This is a genomic window from Cupriavidus necator, assembly GCF_013141915.1.
Lineage (GTDB): Bacteria > Pseudomonadota > Gammaproteobacteria > Burkholderiales > Burkholderiaceae > Cupriavidus > Cupriavidus necator_B.
This window is the reverse complement of record NZ_SROX01000002.1, coordinates 360,458-384,400: the sequence shown is the minus strand read 5'-3', so window position 1 is coordinate 384,400 and position 23,943 is coordinate 360,458. Positions and strand designations below refer to the sequence as shown.

Sequence of the window (23,943 nt, the reverse complement as noted above, 5' to 3'; positions counted from 1 at the left end):
CCAGCCCGGCGGGGTTCAGGGGGCTGCCGGCATGTCATGCCGGGGCAGGCCGCCGCATGGCTTCACGCTGATCGAGGTGATGATCACGGTGGCGATCATCGCCATCCTGGCAGCCGTCGCCATTCCCAACTACAGCCGCTATGTCGTGCGCTCGAACCGGGCCGCGATCGAATCCTTCATGCTGGAAGTCTCGGGCGCGCAGGAGCGTTACCTGGTCGACAACCGCGCCTATGCCGCCAATCTTGGCGCGCTGGGCATGTCGGTGCCGGCCTCGCTGGCGACCCGCTACGACGTCACGGTGACACCGAACGCGGCCTTGCCACCCGGCTACAGCATCGTGGCCACGCCCAAGGGCAGCCAGCTCAGCGACACCGGTTGCGGCACGCTGACGCTGACCAGCGCCGGCGCGAAATCCGCGTCCGGCGCCGGTACCGACTGCTGGAACTGACATGCGGCCCCTCCGTTCCTGCCCGCATGAGCGCCGCCGCGGCTTTACGCTGATCGAACTGATGTGCGCCGTGTCGGTGCTGGCGATCCTGGCGGTCGCCGCGGCGCCTTCGTTTGCCACCCTGATCGCCAGCCAGCGGGCGCGCGGCGCCGCGCTGGACCTGACCTCGGCGCTGGTGCTCGCGCGCAGCGAAGCGGTCAAGCGCAATGCCACGGTTTCGCTGGCACCGGCCGGCGCCGCGTGGACTTCCGGATGGACGGTGACCGCGGGCGCCCAGATGGTACGTACATTCGGGCCCTATAGTGGCCTGACCATTACGCCGAGCGCGGCCGGAGGCCTGGCGCTGGGCAACGACGGCCGTCTGACCGGCGCGGCGATGACATTCGAGGTCGCACCGAGCGGCGATGCGTCGGCCGCGGCACGCGTCTGCGTGCAGGTCAGCGAGACCGGCCGGGTCGCCTCTGCCACCGGAGCCTGCACATGAAGCGCTCGACGTCGCTCCGCCTGCGCCGGCCGGCGCGCCGCGCGCAGGCAGGCTTTCTCCTGATCGAAGTGCTGGTGGCGGTGGTCATCCTGCTGGTCGCTCTGCTCGGTACCGCCGGACTGGTGGCGCGCTCCGGGCAGACCGAGATGGAGTCCTACCAGCGCGTGCAGGCGCTGGCGCTGTTGCAGGACATGGCCGCTCGACTGAACGCCAACCGCCAGGTCGCCTCGTGCTATGCCAACGGCGCGGCCGGCATGCAACTGGGCAGCGCGGCGGCGCCGCCGGCCGCGTGCACGCAGGGCAGCGCCGCGCAGAACGCGACCGCCAATGCGGACCTGCAGGCCTGGAACACCGCCTTGCTGGGCAGCGCCGAGCAGCGCCCCGGCGCCAGCGCCGCCCAGCCCGCGCAGGCGGTTGGCGCCATGATCGGCGCGCGCGGCTGCATCGAGACCGTCGACGCCGTCAAGAATATCTACCGCATCACCGTGGCGTGGCAGGGCCTGGCTACCACCGGCGCACCGGCGCTGGCTTGCGGCAAGGACCAGTACGGCAACGACGCCTATCGCCGCGCGGTCAGCACGCAAATCCGTATCGGCACCCTCGGGAGCGTGTCATGACCGTGCCGCGCACCCGTCCGCACGCCTCCATGCGCCGCCTCCGGCAGCCCGTTGCGCGCCTGCGCCGCCAGCGCGGCATCTCGCTGATCGAGCTGATGATCGGCATCACCATCGGCCTGGTGCTGCTGACCGCCCTGGCCAGCCTGTACTACGCCAACAGCCTGTCGCGCACCGAGTTCGTCAAGGCCGCCGAGCAGGTCGAGAACGGCCGCTATGCGCTGGAGCAGATCCGGCACGAGGTGGAACTGGCGGGGTTTTACGGTGTGGGCAGCATTGCGCGGGGCGCGACCGTGGCCGGCCCGGCGCTGTGCGCCACCGATCCGGCCGCGCTCGGCTTCGTCGCCGGCAGCACCGTGCCGCTGGCGCTCACCGGCTATGCCGCCGGCGTGGCCGCGCCCTGCCTGTCCGATATTGCTGCCACCTCCGAGGTGCTGGCGATACGGCGCGTGTCGACCACGCCCGTGGCGGTGCCCGCGCCGGGGGTGCCGTACCTGCAGGTTTCCGGCTGCCCCGAGGACAGCGCGTCCTTTGTCTTCGACGCCAGCGCGGCGGCGGCCTTCCCGCTGCGCACCAAGGCCTGCGATCCGGGCGTGCGGGCGGAGCTGCGCCAGGCCGTGGTCCGCATTTTCTACCTCGCCGGCTGCGACCGCTGCAGTGGCGGCGGCGACGGCATCCCGACGCTGAAGATGGCCGAGCTGGTCAATGGTGCCTTCCAGGCACGGTCGGTCGCACAGGGCGTGCAAGACATGCATGTCCGCTACGGCGTCGATCTCGACAGCAACGGCTCGGCCGACTGCTATGTGGAAAACCCGGGCGCCAACAACGCAGCCGCGTGTGCAACCGTTCCGGGCTACGACTGGACCAATGCGCTCGCCAACTGGCGCAACGTCACGACCGTGCGTGTCGACCTGCTGGCCCGTACGTTGCGGCCTTCGGGCGGCCAGGCGGACAACCGCACCTACAACCTGGGCCGCGCGACGGCGAGCGGCCCCTTCAACGATGGCTACAAGCGCCATGTCTACGCCCAGGTAGCGCGCCTGGTCAACGTCGCCGGGCTGCGCGAGCAATAGGCCGATACCGCCATCACCGATTCCGTCAAGGGCATGCAATGAAGACGTCATCAGGCAGTCCGCTGCGCCGCAGGCAAACCGGGGTCACGCTGGTCGTGACCCTGGTGTTCATGGTGCTGTTCTTGCTGATCGCGGTGGCGATGGTCAACTCCGGGCTGGTCAACGTCAAGGTCGCCGCCAACCAGCAGCATGCGACCGAGGCGCGCGACGTCGCGCAGCAGGCCGTCGAACAGGTGATCTCGAGTGACTTCACCAAGGCGCCTGCCGCGGTCAGCGTGCCGGTGGACGTCAGCGGCGACGGCAAGGCCGACTACGTGGCGCAAGTGGCCAAGCCGGAGTGCCTGGCGTCCAAGCCGATGAAGAACGTCGAGCTGGACCTGGCCAACCCGGATGACGTGTCGTGCTTCGTGGGCAGCAACGTGCAGAACACCGGCATCGTGACGGCCAGCAACAACGGCGGCAATTCGCTGTGCAATGCCACGCAGTGGGACGTCGCCGCCACGGTCGACGACGCCGCCGGCACGGGGGCCGCGGCGACCGTACACCAGGGCGTGGCGGTGCGGATGCCGACCGGCTCGGCATGCCCGTGAAGCCGGATACGCATCGCCATCTTTTCACCATGCCTCGCACCGGAACCCGCATGACCGACCCAGCCCGCCGCCATCGCGCCTTCCAGGCCATTCGCCGCCTGCACGCCCATGCCGCCTGTGCCGTGCTGCTGGCCCTCGCCGGATGGCAGGGTGCGCATGCCGAAGACATCGACCTGTTCACCGGCTTGCAGACCAATGCCGGCACCAAGCCCAATGTCCTGTTGCTGGTGGACAATGCGTCGACCTGGAATGCCTCCACGACCATCAAGGGCTGCGACACGCCGAGCGTAGTCAGCGCCAATAACGCGGGCACCGATGTCGGCGCGATCCAGTGCGCGCTGTACCGCGCGGTCAACACGCTGGTGACCAACCCGCAGCTGGCCGGCAACATCAACATGGGTTTGATGATGTTCGGCACCGCCGACAACGTCGGCGGCAGCTTCCGCTATCCCGCGACGGCCCCGTACACGCTGCCGGTGATGGACGCCACCAACGGTCCCAAGTTTCTGGACTACATCAAGACGATTGACCGGCAGGCCGACAACTCCAACAATTCCCAGGTCGGCGGCGGCATGCAGGAAGCTTGGGCGTTTTTTTCCGGCAGGACCGGCTTGTCGGGCACCAAGTACGCCTCGCCCATCGTCAACCCCTGCCAGAAGAACTTCGTCATCTATATTGCCAACGCCGTCAACAACGGCAAGCCGCAGGACACCGGCAATTCGGCCTACGATGCACTGGTGGCGGCCGGGGCCACCACCAGGCAACTGACCCCGCTCAAGCTCGAAGCCGGCAAGGACCTGTACGCCAGCAACTGGGGCGATGAATGGGCGCGGTTCATGTACGAGACCGACGTCAACGGCAACCTCGACAACAGCCAGAACATCATCACCTATACGATCGCGGTCACCGACGGCAAGAACCCTGACTATGTCGAGTCGACGCGCAGCATGGCCGACAACGCCGGCGGCAAGCGCTATGTGGTAGAGCTGGGCGACGTCCAGGCGATGGTCGATGCGCTGCTGCAGATCTTCAACGAGATGCAGGCAATCAATAACGTGTTCTCGTCGGTGAGTCTGCCGGTCAGCGTCAACGGACAGGGCTCGTACCTGAACCAGATCTATATCGGCATGTTCCGGCCCGACGCCACCGCGGCGCCGCGCTGGATGGGCAACCTGAAGCAGTACAAGCTCGGCTACGACAACAAGAACCAGATCGTGGTGCTGGACGCCAACCCTCCCGGGCCAAACCAGCAGAGCGCGATCAGTAATGCCGGCACGGGTTTCATCTCGCCCAACGCCAAAAGTTTCTGGACCGCCGAGCCTCCCCTTGCATTCAGCGGCAGCAGCTATACCGGCAGCGCGGTGGCGGGGTGGCCAGCCAAGGGCTTCTGGGTCAATAGCCCCTCCGGCGCGGCGGGTCCGCTGGATTCGGCCGACGGCGTGAGCGGCATCGTCGGCGGCGACGGCGAGATCGTGGAGAAGGGCGGCGCGGGCGAGATGCTGCGGGCGCAGATCGTCAAGGACCAGTCGACGCGCAAGCTCTATACCTGCCCGGATGGCGGCTGCAGCAAGACCAACAACACGCTGGTGTCGTTCGATACGGCGAATGCGGCGCTGACCGGCTCGGCCGGACAGGCAGCGCTGAACAGCACCGCCGGCGATGTTGCCAACCTGATCAACTGGGTGCGCGGCCGCGACGTCTATGCGCTCAAGGAAAGCACGGTGGCCGCAAAGGACATGCAGGCAGGCCCCGGCGGCGACGTCACAGTGCGCGGCTCCGTCCATGGCGACGTGCTGCATTCCCGTCCGGTGGTGATCAACTATGGCGGCAGCACCGGCGTGGTGGTGTTCTACGGTGCCAACGACGGCGTGTTCCATGCGGTCAACGGCAACCAGACCGCTGGCATCGGCGGCGTGCGTCCCGGTGGCGAGTTGTGGGGCTTTGTTCCGCCGGAGTTCTACGGCAAGCTCAGCCGGCTCTACACCAATGCGCCGGAGGTGCAGTTGAGCGGTTCGCCCACCGGCACCGGCGCCAAGCCGCGCGACTATTTCTTCGACGGCACCACCACGGTGTACCAGGACCTGCGTGATCCGGCGAAGCCGCGCGTGGTGATTTACCTGACTGCGCGCCGTGGCGGACGGCTGGTCTACGCGCTGGACGTGACCGATCCGAAGGCGCCGCAATTCCTGTGGAAGTCAGACAGCACCGCAATCGCGGAGCTCGGCCAGACCTGGTCACAGCCGCGCGTGATCCGCGTCAAGGGCTATGCGAACCCGCTGGTGGTGATGGGCGCGGGCTACGACCCCGGCGAGGACGCGGAGCCGTCGAAAGGCGGGGGAAGCGACGCACAGGGACGTGGCGTGATCGTGTTCGATGCGTTCGACGGCAGTGTGGTACGGGCATGGCTGGCGAACTGCAGCGGTCTGGCCGACACGGTCTGCAGCACGCCGGCCGGCATGAACCGCGCGATCCCGTCCGACGTGGCGGTGGTCGACCGCAACGGCGACACGCTGATCGACAAGGGCTATGTCGGCGATGTCGGTGGCAACGTCTGGCGTCTGGATTTCGAGACCGAAGCCGGCTCCGGATCGGCTGCGTGGACGCTCGGCAAGCTGGCCTCGCTGGGCGGCGCACAGAACTCCAACAACGCCCGCAAGTTCATGTATCCGCCCGACATCATCACTACCGGGGCCTACGATGCGGTGATGATCGGCAGCGGCGATCGCGAGCATCCGCTGTACACCACCAGCACCACGCCGGGACTCGCCTACAACGTCGTCAACCGCTTCTACATGCTGAAGGACACGGCGCTCACCGGTGGGCTGCCCTCGACCTGGACGCCGCTGACCGAAAGCAGCCTGTTTGACGCCACCTCGACCGAATATGCCGACACCACCACGGCCAAGGGGTTCTACCTGACCCTGGGCACCGGCGAGAAGGTGGTCAACGCGCCGCTCACGGTCGCCGGCTACACGTACTTCGGCACCAACCAGCCAAGTGTTCCCAAGCCCGGCGCCTGCTATCCGGACCTTGGCACCGCGCGCGGCTATGCGGTGTCTTTCCTGACCGGCAAGGGAATCAACAACAACCGCTACGTGGTGTTCAACAATGGTGGCCTGCCGCCTTCGCCGGTGTTCGGCGTGGTTGCGGTGACCGACAACGCGGGCAATACCAGCAACGTGCCGGTGCTGATCGGCGGCGGCAACCAGACCGGTCCCGGCGGGGGCGACAATACCTCGTCGCTGGGCGCGCAGAAGATTTCGCCGCCGGGGATCGGCAAGCGCAAGCGCACCTACTGGTACACCCAGACCGACAGGAAGTGACTGGCGCCATCGGGGCCGCGCTTAGCGCGGTGCCGCTGCCGCCGCGCTGGTGTTCGTCGCCGCTTCCTCGTCCCACCACCCACCCCCCAGCGCCTGCAGCAGCGCCGCCGAATCCGCCAGCCGGTCGGCGCGCGCCCGCGCCAGTTCCAGCGCCGCCTGGCGCGACTGGCGTTCGGCGTCCAGCACCGTCAGCTGGCTGACGCCGCCGAGCCGGTACTGCTCCGACACCACCGCCAGCGTATCGCGCGCCTGCCGCGCGCTGTCGGCGCGCTCGCGCAGCGCGGCCGCGTCGGCTTCGAGCGCGCGCAGTGAGTCGGCCACGTCCTGCAGCCCCTGCAGTACCGCTTGGCGATACGCGGCCAGCGACTGCTCATACGCCGCTTCCGCCGCGCGCTTGCGTGCCTGCAGTTCGCCGCCGCGGAACACGGGTTGCACCAGCCCCGCGGCCAGGCTCCAGACGTTCAGGCTGCTGAACAGGTCGCGCGCGGCGGTGGCCTGCGTGCCGCCGCTGGCGCTCAGCGTGACCTGCGGGTAGAGGTTGGCGGTGGCCACGCCGATATTGGCCGAGGCCTGGTGCAGCAGCGCCTCGGCCGCGCGGATATCGGGCCGGCGGCGCGCCAGCGTGGCGGGCAGGCTCAGCGGCAGCGTCTCGGGCAGGTGCAGGGCGTCGAGGTGGAATTCGGGCAGCGTGGCCGCGGCCGGGGTCTGGCCGGTGTAGACCGCGAGCTGGTGGCGCGTGGCATCGAGCTGGCGTTGCAAGCCAGGCAGCAGTGCCTGCGTTTGCGCAAGTTCGGCACGCTGGCGCTGCACCTCGACGCGCGCGACGCCGCCCGCGCGCAGTCGTGCTTCGGTGATGCCGAGCTGGCGCTGCTGGGCCGCCGCGACCGCGGCGATATCCGCCAGCTGGGCGCGCAGGCCGGCCTCGCGGATGGCCGCGGTGGCAATGTTGGCCGCCAGCGCCAGGCGCGCCGCCTCGAGTTCATAGCGCTGGTAGTCCACCACGGCCTGCAGGCCCTCCAGCTCGCGCCGCTGGCCGCCAAACAGGTCGAGCACGTAAGACACCTGCACCGTGGCGCCGTAGAGCGTGAACGGGCCGGGGCTGGGGATGGCGGTGATGCCCAGCGACTGGAAATCGACTTGCTGGCGCGTGGTGTTCAGCTTCGCGTCGACGGCGGGCCAGCGCGTGGCGCCGGTGCGCGCGGCGAGGTTCTCCTGCGCCTCGCGCAGCCGCGCGCGCGCCTGCGCCAGCGTGGGGCTGGCGTCGAGCGCGGCGCGGATGGTGGCATCCAGCGCGGAGCTGCGGAACAGCGCCCACCATTGCGCCGGGACGTCGGCGCCGGCGGCGAGCGTTTGCGCGTGCGCTTGGCCGGACCCGTCCGAGGGGTCGGCGGCAACGGTCGCCACGGGCTGCGGACCGGGCACGTAGCCCGCGTCGTCCGGCGCCGCCGGCGCGCGGAAGTCGGGGCCGACGGCGCAGCCGCACAGCAGCGCCGCGGCGGCAAACACAGGCATGAAGCGATGCATGGCCGGCCCCTTCAATCGAGCGTTCTGCGGTAGAAGCGCACCGCGATCGCCATCACCACGACGATAAACAGCGCCATCGGCCACACATTGGGCCATAGCTCGACCCAGCCGTTGCCCTTGAGCAGGATGCCGCGCACCATGCGGTGGAAGTAGGTCATCGGCAGGATGTTGCCGATCGCCTGCGCCCAGCCCGGCATGCCGGCAAAGGGGAACATGAAGCCGGACAGCAGGATGTTGGGCAGGAAGTAGAAGAAGGTCAGCTGCATCGCCTGCAACTGGTTCTGCGCCAGCGACGACAGCGTGATGCCCACCGTGAGGTTGGCCGCGATGAACAGCAGTGCCGCCAGGTACACCGCCAGCACCGAGCCGACAAAGGGCACGCTGAAGATCCAGCGCGCCGCCAGCAGCACGATGGTCGACTGGATCAGGCCGATGAAGATGTACGGCACGATCTTGCCGGTCATCACCTCGATCGGCCGCACCGGCGTGGCCAGCAGGTTCTCCATGGTGCCGCGCTCGCGCTCGCGCGTCATCGCCAGGCCGGTCATCATCACCATGGTCATCGACAGGATCACGCCCATCAGCCCGGGAATGATGTTGTACTGGGTGATGCCCTCGGGGTTGTAGAGCCGCTGCACCTGCACCTCGAACGGCGCCTTGCCGCCGGCCAGCGGCGCCAGCGCGCCCTTCAGGTCTTGTGCGGCCACGCGGTAGGGCAGCTGCGCCAGCGCGGCGATGGCCTGGCCGGTGGCGCCCGGGTCGGTGGCATCGGCTTCGACCAGCAGCGCGGGCCGCTCGCCGCGCAGCAGCCGGCGCGTGAAGTCGGGCGGAATGGTCAGCACGAACTGCACCTCGCCTTTCATCAGCGCCTCGCGCCCCGCGCGCTCGTCGGGCAGCGTGCCGACCAGCTTGAAATAGGTCGACTGTTCCATGCTGGCGATGAAGGAGCGCGTGAATTCGCTCTGGTCGGCTGCGATCACCGCGGTGGGCAGGTGGCGCGGGTCGGTGTTGATGGCAAAGCCGAACAGCAGCAGCTGCATGATCGGCAGGCCGACGATCATGCCGAAGGTAACGCGGTCGCGCCGCAGTTGCAGGAACTCCTTGAGCACGATGCTCCACCACCGTTGCAGCGAGAAGCGCGGTGGCGCGGCCGGCTTGCGGGCGGCGGCGGTCATGGCGCCTCCTTGCCTTTGCGGGCCGCCATATTGTCCTCGGCCCCGCTCATCATGTGGATGAACACGTCTTCCAGGCTGGTCTGGGTCTGCTCGATGCGCCGGTCCGGGCCGGCCAGGCGCGCGAGGGTATCGGCCAGCACGCGTGCATCGCGCCCGGTGACATGCAGCGCGGTGCCGAACGCCACCGTCTGCTCCACCCCCGGCGCGCCCTGCAACTGCGTCGACAGTGCCGCGAGGTCGTCGCCTTCCACGCTCCAGGTGGACAGGTTCTGGCTTGCCACCACTTCCTCGGCGGTGCCCTGCGCCAGCAGCCTGCCGTAGGCGATATAGGCGAGCTTGTGGCAGCGCTCGGCCTCGTCCATGTAGTGCGTGCTGACCAGCACCGAGATGCCGCGCGCGGCCAGCTGGTGCAGCTGCTCCCAGAAGTCGCGCCGCGCCTTGGGGTCGACGCCGGCAGTGGGTTCGTCTAGCAGCAGCAGCTCGGGCTCGTGCAGCAGGCAGGCCGCCAGCGCCAGGCGCTGCTTCCAGCCGCCCGACAGCGCGCCGGCCAGCTGGGCCGCGCGCGTTGCCAGGCCCAGGCCCTCGAGCGCGCGGTCGACGGCCTCGCGCCGGTTCGGCATGCCGTACACGCGCGCGACGAAGTCCAGGTTCTCGCGGATCGACAGGTCGTCCCAGTACGAGAACTTCTGCGTCATGTAGCCGACCCGGCGCTTGATTTCGTCGGACTCGGTCCGGATGTCGTAGCCCAGGCAAGTGCCTTCGCCCGAGTCAGGCGTCAGCAGTCCGCACATCATGCGGATCGAGGTGGTCTTGCCGCTGCCGTTGGGTCCGAGGAAACCGAAGATCTCGCCGCGCCCAACCTGCATGCTGAGGTCACTGACGACATGCTTGTCGCCGAAGTGCTTGTTCAGGCCGCGCACGTCGATGGCAAGGCCGTTGCCCTTGCCGTTGGCGGGCGCGCTCATGGCCGCACCACTTCCACCGGCTGGCCGGGCCGCAGCCTGGCGGCATCGGCCGCAGACGGGCGCGCTTCGACCAGGAACACCAGTTTGCGCCGGGTCTCGTTGCTGTAGATCACCGGCGGCGTGTATTCCGCCTCGTTGGCGACATAGCTGATGGTGGCGGCCACGGGCGCGGGGCAGCCGTCGCAGCGAACCTGGACCGGCTGGCCGTTGCGCAGCGTCCCCACCACGGTTTCCGGCACATAGAAGCGGACCTTGACGTTGCCGGGCGGCAGCATGCGCACCACCGGGCTGCCGCCCGGCACCCATTCGCCCAGGCGGTAGGGCACGTCGTAGACCAGGCCGGCCTGGGTGGCGGACACGGTCTTGCGCGACAGCTTCCACTCCGCCTGCGCCAGCGCCGCACGCGCGGCCGCCACCTGCGCGGCCTGGGCCGCCTGCTGCGCATCGCGGCCCGGCAGCCGCGCCACGTCTATATCGCGCTGCAACTCGCGCACGCGCGCGGCGTCGCTGCTCGCCTGCGCGCGCGACTCGTCGAGTTGCGCCTGGGCGATGCCGCCGATCTCGTACTGGCGCTGGTCGCGCCGCAAGGCCGCGGCGCTGCGCTGGGCCTGGGCCTGCGCCTGAGCGAGCTGGGCCCGGCTGACTTCGACTTCGAGCGGGCGCTTGCCGGTCTTCAGGTCCTGCAACGTGGCTTCGGCGGCGCGCAGCTGGTCTTCGGCCTGCTGGCGCGCGGCGCGCTCGTCGTCGGCTTCGAGCGCGAACAGCGCGGCGCCCTGGCCGACCTGCTGGCCGCGCTGTACCGCGAGCGTGTCGAGGCGCCCGGCGAAGGGCGAGGCCACGCTGACGAATTCGCCTTCGACATAGCCTTGCCAGGTATCGGTGCGCGGCCTGCCGCATGCGGCGACAAGCAGCACGGCGGCGAGCAGGGCAGTGCCGCGCAGCGTCGTGCGCGGCCGCGAAGAGGGTTGGGAAGCAGCGTGGTTCATGCGGACTCCGTGGAATGCCTGGCCGTGCGGGCTTTCCTCCTGGCGCCGCCGGGCGGCTTCGCGCTTGCCGTTGCCGGTGGGGCGGCCAGCCCGTGGGCCAGCAGCGCGGTGACATGGCGCACCAGCGCGTCCGTGTCGACCGCCTCGGCGCCGGGCAGCCGCCGCCAGATATGCGTAGTAGCCAGCGGCAGCAGCGTCAGCCCGATCAGCGACGGCACCACCAGCGCCGGCTCAAGGCCGGGGTTGAGCTGCCCGCGGCCGATGGCCGCCGCCAGCGGCGCCATCAGCGCACCGGCGCGCTCGAGCGCAAAGCGCTTGAGCACGCGCTCGCGCAGCGCGCCGTCGTCGCTGGCCACTTCGCGGATCCACAGGCCGGGAAACCAGGGAGCCTCCGCGACAGCGCGGATCAGCCGGGTCGCGATCCCTACCAGCATCGCCAGCGGCTCGTCGTCGGCCTGGCTGCCGGCAAAGAAGCGGGCCACCAGCGGCTGCACCTTCTCATCGATCACGGCATCGAGCAGCAGCTCGCGGTCGCCGAAGTAGTAATGCACCAGTGCCGGGGTGACGCCGGCCAGCGTCGCGATGGCCTTGACCGGGGTGCCTGCCACGCCTTGTCGCGAGAACAGGTCGGTAGCCGCGTCGAGAATGCGCTCGCGCTGGCCCGGCTGGCCCGCGGCGGGGCGGCCGGGGCTGCGGCGGGGTGCCTTGGAGGTGGCGAGTTTGCGAGGCATGGTGGCTGGCTCGGCGCGGCAGGTATGTTCAACTCATATTAATTTTTTCGTTAATTAATTCAAGGACAGTTACAACTCGGGCCTGCGTCATGCAGGCCCGAGGGAAATGTGTTTTCAGGGGATACGAAAGGAGGCTGCAAGCAACGTTGCCGCCCCAAATGCCGCATGCCAGTCCTGCGGGAGAGGGCTAGGGAGAGGGCCGGCGCGTCGCGGCCTCAGGTCGCTTTAGGAGCAAACGGGCAGTGTCAGAGACCTACCAGCAACACGCTTTACTGCCGCGCATTCCTCTTGTTATCTGGCCACGCCGTATTGAAGTTGGTGCGGAACGGATTGATGTCGAGCCCGCCGCGGCGCGTATAGCGCGCATACACCGCCAGCTTGACCGGCTTGCACTGGCGCATCACGTCCATGAAGATGCGCTCGACGCACTGCTCGTGGAATTCATTGTGATTGCGGAACGAGATCAGGTACTTGAGCAGGCCTTCCTGGTTGATCGGCGCACCCACGTAGCGGATCTGCACGCTGCCCCAATCCGGCTGCCCGGTGACCAGGCAGTTGGACTTGAGCAGGTGCGATACCAGCGTTTCTTCCACCGGCGTTTCTTCCTGGTCGGCGAACAGCAATTCCGGCGCGGGCTCGTAGCGGTCGACCTCGATGTCGAGGCGGTCGAGCAGCAGGCCGTCGAGCTCGCCCATCTTCTGCGTGCCCAACTCGGCTTCGGTCACCAGCCGCACCTGCACGGTGCCGCCGGTGGCTTCAGACAGGTCGTGGTGGAGCAGCTGCTGCAGCGCTTCCGGCGAAGCAATCCGGGTCTGGTTGAACGAGTTCAGGTAGAGCTTGAACGACTTGGACTCGACGATGTTGGGCGTGTCCGAAGGGATGATGAAGGTGGCCAGCGCCACCTGCGGCTTGCCCTTCAGGTTCAGCCACGACAGCTCGTACGCGTTCCAGATGTCGACGCCGAAGAACGGCACCGGCTTGCCCTCGGGCAGGCCGATCTCGGCGCGCTTGGGCTGGCGCGGGATCGGGAACAGCAGGGTGGCGTCGTACTCGGTCTTGTAGGCCGAGGGCTTGCCCAGCGGCGAGTGTTCGGGAAGGCTCATGGGGCGCTCGGCGGGATCAGGACAGGAACAGCTTGTACACCGGGTTGTCGGTCTCGTCCCAGTGTACGTAACCCAGCGTCGAAAGGAAGGCGCGGAAGGCGCGCTTCTCGTTCTTCGGCACCTGGATGCCCACCAGGATGTTGGAGGTGTCCGCGCCCTGGTTGCGGTAGTGGAACAGGCTGATGTTCCAGTTCGGGCTCATGCTCGACAGGAACCTCATCAGCGCGCCGGGGCGCTCCGGGAATTCGAAGCGGTACAGCAGTTCGTCATGCGCCAGCGCCGAGCGCCCGCCCACCATGTAGCGGATATGCTGCTTGGCGAGTTCGTCGTTGGACAGGTCCAGCGTGTCGAAGCCGTGCTTGCGGAAGCTGGCGGCGATCTTGTCGTTCTCGGCGCGGCTGGCGATCTGCACGCCGACGAAGATATGCGCCATGCTGGTGTCGGCGATGCGGTAGTTGAACTCGGTCACGCTGCGCGTGCCGACCAGCTCGCAGAAGCGCCTGAAGCTGCCGCGCTCTTCCGGGATGGTCACGGCGAACACGCCCTCGCGCGCCTCGCCCACCTCCGCGCGCTCGGCGACAAAGCGCAGGCGGTCGAAATTCATGTTGGCGCCGCAGGCGATCGCCACCAGGTGCTCGCCCTTGAGCTTCTCGCGCTCGGCGTAGGCCTTCAGGCCGGCCACGGCCAGCGCGCCGGCCGGCTCGAGGATGCTGCGGGTGTCCTGGAACACGTCCTTCACGCCCGCGCAGATCGCGTCGGTATCGCACAGGATGATGTCGTCGACCAGTTCGCGCGTGATGCGGAAGGTCTCCTTGCCGACCAGCTTGACCGCGGTGCCGTCCGAGAACAGGCCCACTTCCTTCAGCTCGATGCGCTTGCCGGCATCGACCGAGCGCTTCATCGCGTCGGAGTCCACCGTCTGCACGCCGATCACCTTGATCTCGGGGCGCACGGCCTTGATATAAGCGGCGATGCCGGAGATCAGGCCGCCCCCGCCAATGGCGACGAACACGGCATGGATCGGGCCCGGATGCTGGCGCAGGATTTCCATGGCGATGGTGCCCTGGCCGGCGATCACCTCGGGGTCGTCGAACGGGTGGATGAAGGTCAGCTTGTGCTTCTTCTCCAGCACCGCGGCGTGGTTGTACGCGTCGCTGTAGGACTCGCCGTGCAGCACGATCTCGACCCACTGGCCGCCGCGCTCGCGCACTGCGTCGATCTTCACCTGCGGCGTGGTCACCGGCATGGCGATGATGGCCTTGGACTGCAACCGCGCCGCCGCCAGGGCCACGCCCTGCGCGTGGTTGCCGGCCGACGCGGCGATCACGCCGCGCTTGAGTTCCTCCGGCGACAGCGACGCCATCTTGTTGTACGCGCCGCGCAGCTTGAACGAGAACACCGGCTGGGTGTCCTCGCGCTTGAACCAGACCGAATTGCCGGTGCGCGCCGACAGCTGGTGCGCATAGGTCAGCTCGGTCTCCTGCGCCACGTCATAGACCTTGGCGGTCAGGATCTTCTTCAGGTAATCGGGTCGGGCGGCGGACTGGCGGGTCATGGTCTCGGGGCTGGCCCGGCGCACGCGCAGCTGGCGCGCAAAAAAGCCGGGAAATTCTGGCGGAAACCGTCAATGATAAAGGATGCCGGCCTGGCGCACCCGGCCCGCGGAGGCGCGGCCGGCGCCAGGCAGCCGCGCGGGGGAGTGGATCGACATCCACTTGGGCGCGCAGTGCGCGCCGGGCGGCCGGGCTGGCAGCAGGGTTGCATCGGCGCCGGGTTGCGCTTGCGCCATGTAGGACGGCGCCCGGTGGACGCCGGTCAAAACGACGTGTTACGGTGTAACGCGATGCCACAGCTACCGCTAATCGAACCCAATACCGCCCTGTTTCTCGACTTCGACGGCACGCTGGCCGACCTGGCCCCGCGGCCCGAACTGGTGCAGGTCGAACCAGAACTGGTCGGCACGCTGCGCACGCTGTACCAGCGGCTGGACGGCGCGCTGGCCGTCATCTCCGGGCGGCCGATCATCGAACTCGACCACTTCCTGCAGCCGCTGCAATTGCCCGCGGCCGGCATCCACGGCGCCGAATTCCGCACCGACGGCGGCATGGTGACCAAGACCCCGGCCCCCGGGCTCGAGCCCCTGATTCCCCACCTGGAAGCGCTGGTGCACGCTTATCCGGCGCTGCGGCTCGAGCGCAAGTCGGTCGCGGTCGCGATCCACTACCGGCAGGCGCCCGAGTTGGCCGGCATTGTCGATGCCGCCGTCACTGACGTATTGCGCCACGCCGTCGGCCTGGAAGCGCTGCCGGGCAAGATGGTGGTCGAGATCAAGCCCGCCGGGGTCGACAAGGGCGATGCCATCGCGGCCTTCATGAAGGCCGCACCTTTTGCCGAGCGCGTGCCGCTCTTTGCCGGCGACGACATGACCGATGAGCCTGGCTTCGCGGCAGTGCGCAAGCTGGGCGGCCTGGGCGTGCTGGTGGGCCAGCGCGAGACCCTCGCCGCGGTCAGCGTGCCCGGTCCGGCGGCGCTGCGCAGCTGGCTGCACCGCTCGGCGCACGCGCTGGCGTCATCCGCAAGCGCCAGCACCGGCGCGCCGCGCGCCGTGCCCCACGAGGCCGAGCCAGGCCGGGGCCGGCGTCCAACGACATCGTGAGGGAGAACCCGTGACCAATCCGAGCAGCCCTGGAGACCTGGGCAAGCCGCCGACCGCAGGCGTCAACCGTACCGTGGACGGCGGCACGCGCTTCGCCAACCCGTCGCTGTCGCTTGGCATGATCGGCAACTGCGCCATCTCAGCGCTGGTCGACTGCCGCGGACGCATCGTCTGGTCGTGCCTGCCGCGCTTCGACGGCGACCCGGTGTTCAATGCCTTGCTGGATCCCAGCGAGAACGCCGGCCATTTTTCGATCGAGATCGAGGATTTCCATTCGTCGCGGCAGTGGTACGAACCCAATACCGCGGTGCTGCGCACGCGGCTGACGGACACCCACGGCAACTGCCTGGAGATCACTGACTTTGCGCCGCGTTTTTTCCGCCTCGGGCGCTATTTCCGCCCGACCACGCTGATCCGCCGCATCCGTCCGGTGCGCGGCGCGCCGCGCGTGCGCGTGGTGGTGGCGCCGCGCTTCGAATGGGGCCGCAAGGCGCCGCAGACGACGCGCGGCAGCAGCCACGTGCGCTATATCGGCGACGACATGACCCTGCGCATGACCACCGACGCGCCAATGGCCTACGTGCTGTCGCACACGCCGTTCCTGGTCACGCGCGGGCACAACTTCATCCTGGGTCCTGACGAGACCCTGACGCACGGCGTGGAAGAGACCGCGCGCGACTTCGAGCAGGAAACCACCGCCTACTGGCGCCTGTGGAGCCGCCGCCTGGCGGTGCCGCGCGAATGGCAGGACGCGGTGATCCGCGCCGCGATCACGCTGAAGATGTCGCTGTTCGAAGAAACCGGCGCCATCGTCGCGGCCATGACCACCAGCATTCCGGAAGCGCCGGGCAGCGGCCGCAACTGGGACTACCGCTTCTGCTGGCTGCGCGATGCCTTCTTCGTGGTGCGCGCGCTCAACAGCCTGTCCGAGGTCGGCACCATGGAGGACTACCTGCGCTGGCTGTCCAACGTGGTGATGCAGTCGCAGGACGGCCATATCCAGCCGCTGTACGGCATCGGCCTGGAGCGCGAGCTGCCCGAAAGCATGCTCGACCACCTGCCCGGCTACCGCGGCATGGGACCGGTGCGCGTCGGCAACCAGGCGCAGGAGCACTTCCAGCATGATGTCTATGGCAACGTGGTGCTGGGTGCGGCACAGGCTTTCCACGACCACCGGCTGCTGCATCGCGGCGGTCCGGCCGAGTTCGGCCGCCTGGAAACGGTGGGCGAGCAGGCGGTGCGGGTGTTCGGCACGCCCGACGCCGGCATGTGGGAGCTGCGCACGCGGGCACGCGTGCATACCTCATCGGCGTTGATGAGTTGGGCCGCCTGTGACCGGCTGGCAAAGATTGCCGAGAAGCTGCTGCTGCCGGAGCGCGCCGCGTACTGGCAGGGCCACGCGCAACGCATGAAGGAACGCATCCTGGCCGAGTCGTGGAGCGAATCGCGCCAGGCCTTTGCCGAGAGCTTCGGCGGGCGCGAACTGGACGCCAGCGTGCTGCTGATGGCCGAGGTCAACTTCATCGACCCGCGCGACCCGCGCTTTGTCGCCACCGTCAAGGCGCTCGAGACCTCGCTCTGCGACGGCCCCTACATGCGCCGCTACGAGGCGCCGGACGATTTCGGCAAGCCCGAGACCGCGTTCAATATTTGCACCTTCTGGCGCATTGACGCACTCGCGCGCATCGGTCGCCGGGATGAGGCGCGCGAAATCTTCGAGGCCATGCTGGCCTCGCGCAACCCGCTCGGGCTGCTGTCGGAGGATACGCATCCGGTGACGGGCGAAATGTGGGGCAATTTCCCGCAGACCTATTCGATGGTCGGCCTGATCAATGGCGCCATGCGGCTGTCAGCGCCGTGGGACACGGTGATCTGATCCGGCACGCATGGCGGCGCGCAGGACCTCGAGACCACGCCGGCAGAAAGCGCCGGCAAGCAGCAGCACCAGGAACAAGGAACTGAAGAAGAAGATCTATGCCTAGACTTGTAGCGGTATCCAACCGGGTCGCAGATCCCCGCAACGTGGCCGCGGGCGGCCTCGCCGTCGCGCTGTCCGAAGCCCTGCGGCAGACCGGTGGCCTGTGGTTCGGCTGGAGCGGCAAGGCGCTGGAAACCGCCCAGGGCGGCACCCCCGGCGAAGGCGACCTGCACCTGCAGCAGGCCGGCAATGTCACGCTGGCCACCGTCGACCTGAGCCGCGAAGACCACGACGCCTACTACCTGGGCTACAGCAACGGCGTGCTGTGGCCGGTGTTCCACTACCGGCTGGACCTGGCGGATTTCGATTCGAACTTCCTCAACGGCTACCGGCGCGTGAACCAGCTGTTCGCGCGCAAGCTGGCACCGCTGCTGGAGCCCGACGACATCATCTGGATCCACGATTACCACCTGATCCCGCTGGCCTCTGAGCTGCGCGCGATCGGCTGCGGGCAGAAGATCGGCTTCTTCCTGCACGTGCCGCTGCCGCCGCCGCTGATCCTGGCCGCGATTCCGCAGCATGAGTGGCTGATGCGCGCGCTGTTTGCCTACGACGTGCTCGGCTTCCAGAGCCATGCCGACGTCGAGCACTTCTCGCGCTACGTGCAGGCCGAAGCGCAGGCCGAGCCGATGGGCGAGCATCGCTACCGCGCCTTCCACCGCACGGTGCGGGCGCAGGCGTTCCCGATCGGCATCGATGTCGACGAGTTCATGGAACTGGGCCGCGGCGAGGAAGCGCAGGAAACCTACGAGATGATGTGCGCGCAATATGCGCGCCGCCGGCTGCTGCTGGGCATCGACCGGCTCGACTATTCCAAGGGCCTGCCGCAGCGGCTCAAGGCGTTCTACCGGCTGCTGGCCGAGTATCCGGAAAATCGCTCGAGCGCGACGCTGGTGCAGATTGCCGCGCCGTCGCGCGAATCGGTCGACGCCTATGTCGACCTGCGCCGCGAGATGGAGCAGCTGAGCGGCTCGATCAACGGCGAGTTCGGTGAGCTGGACTGGATGCCGGTGCGCTATATCCACCGCACCACCGCGCGCAAACGGCTGCCCGGGCTGTGCCGCGCCAGCCGCGTGGCACTGGTGACGCCGCTGCGCGACGGCATGAACCTGGTGGCGAAGGAGTTCATCGCGGCGCAAGACCCCGAGGATCCCGGCGTGCTGGTGCTGTCGCGCTTTGCCGGCGCGGCCGAGCAGTTGCGCGAGGCCTTGCTGGTCAACCCCTACGACACGCGCGCGACCGCGCAGGCGATCCAGCAGGCGCTGCACATGCCGCTGGCCGAGCGCCAGCAGCGCCACCAGAAACTGCTGGAACGCATCCGCGCGCAGGATGTGCACTGGTGGAGCCGTGAATTCCTGCGCGCATTGACCGAGACCGAAGGCGCGTAGGCTGCGCGCCTTGCGGTCGGGGAGCAAGACCATGAGCGAAGATCTGGCGACGCAATCGTGCACGCCCTGCCGTGGAGGGGTGCCGCCGCTGGCGCCCGCCGAGGCGGAAGCGCTATTGGAGCAGGCCCCTGGCTGGGAACTGGCGGACGGCGCCACGCGGCTTGAACGGCGTTTTACCTTCGGCAATTTCGCGCAGGCGCTGGCGTTCGTGAACGGCGTCGGGCAACTGGCCGAGGCGCAGGGGCATCACCCCGAGATCAGCTTTGGCTGGGGACATGCCACGGTGTCGTGGCGGACCAAGAAGATCAAGGGGCTGCACCGGAATGATTTCATCATGGCGGTGAAGACTACGGAGCTGGCCGAGGGGGACGTGGGCGGCTGAGGCTGCTGCGGCTGCTGAGCTGCCTGGCAGCGTTGCCGTTTGAACCACCGCAAGCCGGTCCCCTCTCCCGCTTGCGGGAGAGGGGAGCACGCAAGCGGCAGGTTGAGCGCCTCAGCCTCAGCGCAAATCCGCCGGCGTATCGATATCCCGGAACGCCCCCTCGTCCTCGGTCAGGATCCGCGTCACCGGCTGGTCCTTCAGCAGCGCGCGCCCGCCTTCGTCGCCGTCCAGTGCCAGCAGGGCTTCACGCCATGCCGCGCCAAAGCCCACCGGATGACCCCGTTGACCGTTGCGCCATGGCGCGGCGATGGTCTCGGGCGAGGTGATCGTCAGCGCCACCGCGCGGATCAGTTCCATCGGCAGCCACGGCATGTCCGCCAGCGCCACCACCCAGCCGCGTGCTTCCGGCGTGGCCGCTACCGCGGCGCGCAACGCCGCGCCCATGCCGGCTTCGGCCTCCGGCGCTTCCAGTACGCGGCAGCCGCCGCGGCGCAGCTCTTCGGCCAGGGCCGGGTTGCCCGGGCGGACCACGGCGATCGACTCAGGCAAGGCCGCGGCCAGCGTGCGGGCGCTGCGCCAGGCGACGGTGCGGCCGCCCGGCAGGACCTCGAGCAGCTTGTTGCGCTTGCCGGCGGCATCGAAGCGGCGGCCGAACCCCGCGGCCAGCAGGATGCCGGTGGGCAGGTCGGTGCGAAGCAGGGGAGCGTTGGGGGCTGCGGTCATGGCGTACTCGCGGGGTCGTCAGGCAGGATCGGGCGCAACGTCGCAGCTGCTGCCGGTGCTGGCGGCCATCTCGCGCGCGGCCTTGGCGCCTTCCACCTGCAGGATGTCGGGCAGCGAGACATGATTCTTGGCCGCGATCACCTCGGCCAGGATCGAGATTGCGATCTCCGGCGGGGTGCGGCTGCCGATATAGATGCCCACCGGGCCGTGCAGGCGCGCCAGCTGCAGCTCGCTCAGGTCGAACTCCTTGAGCCGTTCGCGGCGCGCCTGGTTGTTGCGGCGCGAACCCAGCGCGCCCACATAGAAAGCCCGGGTGCGCAGCGCCTCCATCAGCGCCAGGTCGTCGAGCTTGGGGTCGTGCGTCAGCGCGATCACGGCGCAGCGCTCGTCCAGCTTCATGTCGGTGACGGTGTCGTCCGGCATGGTCCGCACCATGGTCACGCCCGGGATGTCCCAGGTTTCGGTGTATTCCTCGCGCGGGTCGCAGACCGTGACCTGGAAGCCCAGGCCCACCGCGATCTGGCACAGGTACTTGGACAGCTGCCCGGCTCCGATCACCAGCATGCGGTAGCGCGGGCCGTGGATGGTCAGCAGGGTCTTGCCGTCGAAGGCGAGTCCGTCGGTAGCATTGGCCGGTCCCAGCGTGGCCACGCCCGTGGCCATGTCCAGCGTGCGCGCCACCAGGCGGCCGTGTTCCACGGCGTCGAGCAGTTCGGCGATGCCGCTGGCCGGCTTGAGCGGCTCGGCGACCAGTTCGATGGTGCCGCCGCACGGCAGGCCAAAGCGGTGGGCTTCCTCGGCGCTGATGCCGTACTTGATCGCTTCGGGGCGCTCCGACGTGATGCCTTGCCGGCGCACGCGGTCGATGATGTCGTCCTCGATACAGCCGCCCGAGACCGAGCCCACTACCAGGCCGTCGTCGCGCACGGCCAGCATCGCACCCTCGGGCCGGGGCGACGAGCCCCAGGTCCGCACTACCGTTACCAGCAGCACGCGATGGCCTTGCTGCTGCCACTGCACGCTGTTCTTCAGGACTTCGAGATCCACGCTGTCCATGATCGTTTCCGCTTCGCTTGCTCTGTCGGTTCGTTATCGCCGGCGGCTGCGGCGGGGGCGCCCTCGGCCGCTGGCGTGCTGTCGGTGGCGTCAGGGGTGACGGCCTCGGTGAAGCGCGCAAAGAAGGTATCTGCCATCTTGCGTGCCGCGGCGTCCACCAGCCGCGAGCCGATCTGTGCGATCTTGCCCCCCACCTGCGCGTTGACGGTATAGGTCAGGACAGTTTCATCACCGTCTGGTTCCAGCCTGACCCGGGCGCTGCCCTTGCCGAAGCCCGCGGCGCCGCCCTGGCCGTCGAAACGGATGGTGTAGCTGTCGGGCGCCTGGATGTCTTCCAGCGCCATGCGGCCCTTGAAGCGCGCCTTGACCGGACCCACCGCGGCCGTCATGGCCAGCAGGTAGCCGTGGTCACCGTCGGGCTCGATACTCTCACATCCCGGGATGCATTGCTTGAGCAGCTCGGTGTCATTGAGCGCTTCCCATGCCACCTGCTGCGGGACCGGCAGGCGCTGGCTCTGGTTCATTTCCATGGCGGGGCTTCCTTGTGGGGCGTGGCGGGGGCAGCGGCCCGGACCGGGCCGCCGTGGTCGGACAGCAGCGTCTCGAGCGCCAGCAGGCTGTCCAGGTTATGGGCGGGGCGCAGGGCGTCGACGTGCGGCAGGATGGCCTGCACGCCACGCGCCTGGGGCGCGAAGCCGGGGTAGCGCAGCAGCGGATTGAGCCAGACGATGCGGTGCGCAAAGCGGCGCAGCCGCGCCATCTCTTCGCCCAGCAGTTCGATCTGCTCGTGGTCCAGGCCGTCGGTGACCAGCAGCACGGTGGCGCGCCCGGACAGCGTGCGCCGCGCCCAGTGGCGGTTGAAGCTCGCCAGGGCCGCGCCGATGCGGGTGCCGCCGGCCCAGTCGCGCACCTGACCGGTGATGACGGCGACGGCCTCGTCTGGGTCGCGTTCGCGCAGCGAGCGGGTGATGTTGGTCAGCCGCGTGCCGAACAGGAACACCGCCAGCCGCTCGCGCGACTGCATCAGCGCATGGCAGAAGTACAGCACCGCGCGCGAGTACTGGCTCATCGAGCCGGAGATGTCGAGCAGCAGCACCAGCGGCGGCTTGCGCTCGGCGCGCTTGCGGAATTTCCAGCGCAGCCATTCGCCATGCTGGCGCACCGCCAGGCGCGCACTGGCGCGCAGGTCGGCGTGCGTGCCGCAGGTGGCGGCGCGCAGCCGGCGCGTGCGCTGCAATGCAAGATGGGCGCGGCGCGTGCGCACCAGGTGCTGCAGCGCGCGCCATTCCTGCGCGGTCAGGGTTTCGAAATCGCGTTGTGCCAGGCGCTCCTGGTCGGAGAAGGTCAGCGGTACGTGGATGCGTTCTGCCTCGGCCTGTGCCGGTCGTGACGATGGCGGGGGCTGGCGCGCCGCCAGCGCATCCGCCAGCCGGTTGCTGCGCTTCGGCGGCGGCGCGCCCGCGTCGACCCGCGGCAGCAACAGCGCACGCAGCTTGCCTTCCCAGTCGGGATCGCGCCAGAACAGGTCGAAGGCGGCATCGAACAGCGGCCGCTGGTCGGGGCCCGACAGCACCAGCGCCGCCAGCGCGGCGCGTACTTCGGCGCGCTGGCCGATATCGACATGGCGCAGCGCGTGCAAGGCATCGACGGCATGGGCGGGCGACAGCGCGAAGCCGCCGTCGCGCAACAGCCGCATGAAGTGCGTAACGTTGCGCGCCAGCACCGGCAAGCGGGCGGGCCGAGGCGGTGCGGCGGCATGCAGCATCGCCACGCTCAGCCTCCGGGCGCGGCGCCCGCCAGCAGCTGGGCGACGGTAGGGCCGTCCACGCGTGCCAGGTCGTCCTGGTACTTGAGCAGCACGCCCAGCGTATCGCGCACGGATTGCGGGTCGAGTTCGGTGGTGCCCAGCGCGGCCAGCGCGCGGCACCAGTCGATGGCCTCGGCGATGCCGGGCGCCTTGAACAGGTCGATGCCGCGCAGCCGGTGCACGAAATCGATGGCCTGCACCTGCAGCGCGGCCGCGGCCTCGGGCGCGCGCGCCGCGACGATCTCCAGTTCCCGCTCGCGCTCCGGATAGCCAACCCATTGGTACAGGCAGCGGCGCTTGAGGGCGTCATGGACTTCGCGCGTGCGGTTGGAGGTGATCACGATCAACGGCGGCCGCTCGGCGCGGATCACGCCGATCTCCGGGATCGAGACCTGGAATTCGGAGAGGACTTCCAGCAGAAAGGCCTCGAACGGTTCGTCGGCGCGGTCGATCTCGTCGATCAGCAGCACGCGCGGCACCTCGGGGGCGGCGGGGTCTGGCAGCAGTGCCTCCAGCAGCGGGCGCTTGAGCAGGTAGTCGTCGTGGTACAGCGACTGCGCCTCGGGCCGCTCGCCACGGGCTTCAGCCAGGCGCAGCGCCATGATCTGGCGCGGGTAGTCCCATTCGTAGAGCGCGCTGGCGGCGTCCAGCCCCTCGTAGCACTGCAGTCGCAGCAACCGCGTGCCGAGCACGCCCGCCATCGCCTGCGCTAGCGCGGTCTTGCCGACGCCGGGCTCGCCCTCGAGGAACAGCGGGCGCTGCATGCGCAGCGCGAGGTAGAGCACCGTGGCGGTTTCGCGGTCGGCGAAGTATTGCTGGTGTGCGAGCTGGGCGAGGGTGTCGTCGATGGAGGTGGGGAGCATGAGGGCGTTCTTGTTTGCCGACGGATCTCGCACGCCGGCGGTTTGCTCCCCTCTCCCGCTTGCGGGAGAGGGGA

The 23,943-nt window shown here is 68.8% G+C and carries 22 protein-coding genes; 10 read left to right on the top strand and 12 right to left on the bottom strand.

All coding sequences use genetic code 11. The annotated features are described in order from the left end of the window. Positions 1-31 precede the first annotated feature (31 nt). Genes E5S69_RS06735 through E5S69_RS06710 form a run of 6 tightly spaced genes read left to right on the top strand, consistent with a single transcriptional unit; the run spans position 32 to position 6,532 of the window. Entirely contained in the window at positions 32-448 is a 417-nt protein-coding gene (locus E5S69_RS06735) for a type IV pilin protein (protein ID WP_236901237.1), read from the top strand. Between the two features lies 1 nt (position 449). After that, positions 450-932, top strand: coding sequence for a GspH/FimT family pseudopilin (locus E5S69_RS06730; protein ID WP_171514237.1), 483 nt, complete (start codon positions 450-452; stop codon positions 930-932). Beyond that, positions 929-1,549, top strand: coding sequence for a type IV pilus modification protein PilV (pilV, locus tag E5S69_RS06725; protein WP_171514236.1), 621 nt, complete (start codon positions 929-931; stop codon positions 1,547-1,549). Before E5S69_RS06730 ends, pilV begins: the two co-directional genes overlap by 4 nt. A 29-nt stretch (positions 1,550-1,578) precedes the next feature. After that, positions 1,579-2,619 (top strand): PilW family protein, encoded by a 1,041-nt coding sequence (locus E5S69_RS06720; protein WP_171514454.1) that lies wholly within the window; start codon positions 1,579-1,581, stop codon positions 2,617-2,619. A gap of 38 nt (positions 2,620-2,657) precedes the next feature. Continuing rightward, positions 2,658-3,209, top strand: a complete 552-nt coding sequence (locus E5S69_RS06715; protein WP_171514235.1) for a pilus assembly PilX family protein — start codon at positions 2,658-2,660, stop codon at positions 3,207-3,209. Positions 3,210-3,259: 50 nt separating this feature from the next. Further along, complete coding sequence (locus E5S69_RS06710) at positions 3,260-6,532, top strand: pilus assembly protein (RefSeq protein WP_171514234.1); 3,273 nt, start codon at positions 3,260-3,262, stop codon at positions 6,530-6,532. A gap of 21 nt (positions 6,533-6,553) precedes the next feature. Here E5S69_RS06710 and E5S69_RS06705 read toward each other — a convergent pair whose 3' ends face one another. The 7 genes from E5S69_RS06705 to ilvA all read right to left on the bottom strand — a co-directional run bounded on the left by E5S69_RS06705 (position 6,554) and on the right by ilvA (position 14,571). Continuing rightward, a complete protein-coding gene (locus tag E5S69_RS06705; protein ID WP_171514233.1) occupies positions 6,554-8,056 on the bottom strand; it encodes an efflux transporter outer membrane subunit in 1,503 nt (500 codons plus the stop codon). 11 nt (positions 8,057-8,067) lie between these two features. Continuing rightward, positions 8,068-9,231 carry an ABC transporter permease gene (locus tag E5S69_RS06700; RefSeq protein WP_171514232.1) on the bottom strand — a complete coding sequence of 388 codons (1,164 nt, stop codon included), beginning with the start codon at positions 9,229-9,231 and terminating at the stop codon, positions 8,068-8,070. Then, the gene (locus E5S69_RS06695) at positions 9,228-10,196 is read right to left on the bottom strand and encodes an ABC transporter ATP-binding protein (protein ID WP_171514231.1); all 969 of its coding nucleotides are present in this window, start codon (positions 10,194-10,196) and stop codon (positions 9,228-9,230) included. Before E5S69_RS06695 ends, E5S69_RS06700 begins: the two co-directional genes overlap by 4 nt. Next, a complete protein-coding gene (locus tag E5S69_RS06690) occupies positions 10,193-11,182 on the bottom strand; it encodes an HlyD family secretion protein (RefSeq protein WP_171514230.1) in 990 nt (329 codons plus the stop codon). The genes E5S69_RS06695 and E5S69_RS06690 overlap by 4 nt, the downstream gene beginning before the upstream one ends. Next, positions 11,179-11,913, bottom strand: a complete 735-nt coding sequence (locus E5S69_RS06685; RefSeq protein WP_171514229.1) for a TetR/AcrR family transcriptional regulator — start codon at positions 11,911-11,913, stop codon at positions 11,179-11,181. Before E5S69_RS06685 ends, E5S69_RS06690 begins: the two co-directional genes overlap by 4 nt. Positions 11,914-12,182: 269 nt before the next feature. Then, entirely contained in the window at positions 12,183-13,016 is an 834-nt protein-coding gene (gene queF, locus E5S69_RS06680) for an NADPH-dependent 7-cyano-7-deazaguanine reductase QueF (RefSeq protein ID WP_171514228.1), read from the bottom strand. Between the two features lie 16 nt (positions 13,017-13,032). Further along, positions 13,033-14,571: a threonine ammonia-lyase, biosynthetic gene (gene ilvA, locus E5S69_RS06675; protein ID WP_171514227.1), complete on the bottom strand. Its 1,539-nt coding sequence runs from the start codon at positions 14,569-14,571 to the stop codon at positions 13,033-13,035. 288 nt (positions 14,572-14,859) lie between these two features. Here ilvA and otsB point away from each other — a divergent pair, with 288 nt between their 5' ends. The 4 genes from otsB to E5S69_RS06655 all read left to right on the top strand — a co-directional run bounded on the left by otsB (position 14,860) and on the right by E5S69_RS06655 (position 19,420). Further along, positions 14,860-15,672, top strand: a complete 813-nt coding sequence (gene otsB / locus E5S69_RS06670; RefSeq protein ID WP_171514226.1) for a trehalose-phosphatase — start codon at positions 14,860-14,862, stop codon at positions 15,670-15,672. 10 nt (positions 15,673-15,682) lie between these two features. After that, the gene (locus E5S69_RS06665; RefSeq protein ID WP_171514225.1) at positions 15,683-17,548 is read left to right on the top strand and encodes a glycoside hydrolase family 15 protein; all 1,866 of its coding nucleotides are present in this window, start codon (positions 15,683-15,685) and stop codon (positions 17,546-17,548) included. A gap of 98 nt (positions 17,549-17,646) precedes the next feature. Further along, positions 17,647-19,038, top strand: coding sequence for an alpha,alpha-trehalose-phosphate synthase (UDP-forming) (gene otsA, locus E5S69_RS06660; protein WP_171514224.1), 1,392 nt, complete (start codon positions 17,647-17,649; stop codon positions 19,036-19,038). Between the two features lie 31 nt (positions 19,039-19,069). Next, positions 19,070-19,420, top strand: a complete 351-nt coding sequence (locus tag E5S69_RS06655) for a 4a-hydroxytetrahydrobiopterin dehydratase (protein WP_171514223.1) — start codon at positions 19,070-19,072, stop codon at positions 19,418-19,420. Between the two features lie 117 nt (positions 19,421-19,537). Here the strand turns inward: E5S69_RS06655 and E5S69_RS06650 are convergent, their stop codons facing one another. Genes E5S69_RS06650 through E5S69_RS06630 form a run of 5 tightly spaced genes read right to left on the bottom strand, consistent with a single transcriptional unit; the run spans position 19,538 to position 23,869 of the window. Next, positions 19,538-20,143, bottom strand: coding sequence for a nucleotidyltransferase family protein (locus E5S69_RS06650; RefSeq protein ID WP_171514222.1), 606 nt, complete (start codon positions 20,141-20,143; stop codon positions 19,538-19,540). 18 nt (positions 20,144-20,161) lie between these two features. Next, positions 20,162-21,199 carry an XdhC family protein gene (locus E5S69_RS06645; protein WP_171514221.1) on the bottom strand — a complete coding sequence of 346 codons (1,038 nt, stop codon included), beginning with the start codon at positions 21,197-21,199 and terminating at the stop codon, positions 20,162-20,164. Beyond that, positions 21,172-21,729 carry a CoxG family protein gene (locus tag E5S69_RS06640; RefSeq protein WP_171514220.1) on the bottom strand — a complete coding sequence of 186 codons (558 nt, stop codon included), beginning with the start codon at positions 21,727-21,729 and terminating at the stop codon, positions 21,172-21,174. Before E5S69_RS06640 ends, E5S69_RS06645 begins: the two co-directional genes overlap by 28 nt. Continuing rightward, positions 21,720-22,964, bottom strand: coding sequence for a vWA domain-containing protein (locus E5S69_RS06635; RefSeq protein ID WP_171514453.1), 1,245 nt, complete (start codon positions 22,962-22,964; stop codon positions 21,720-21,722). The genes E5S69_RS06640 and E5S69_RS06635 overlap by 10 nt, the downstream gene beginning before the upstream one ends. Positions 22,965-22,972: 8 nt before the next feature. After that, complete coding sequence (locus tag E5S69_RS06630; RefSeq protein ID WP_171514219.1) at positions 22,973-23,869, bottom strand: AAA family ATPase; 897 nt, start codon at positions 23,867-23,869, stop codon at positions 22,973-22,975. Between the last annotated feature and the right edge of the window lie 74 nt (positions 23,870-23,943).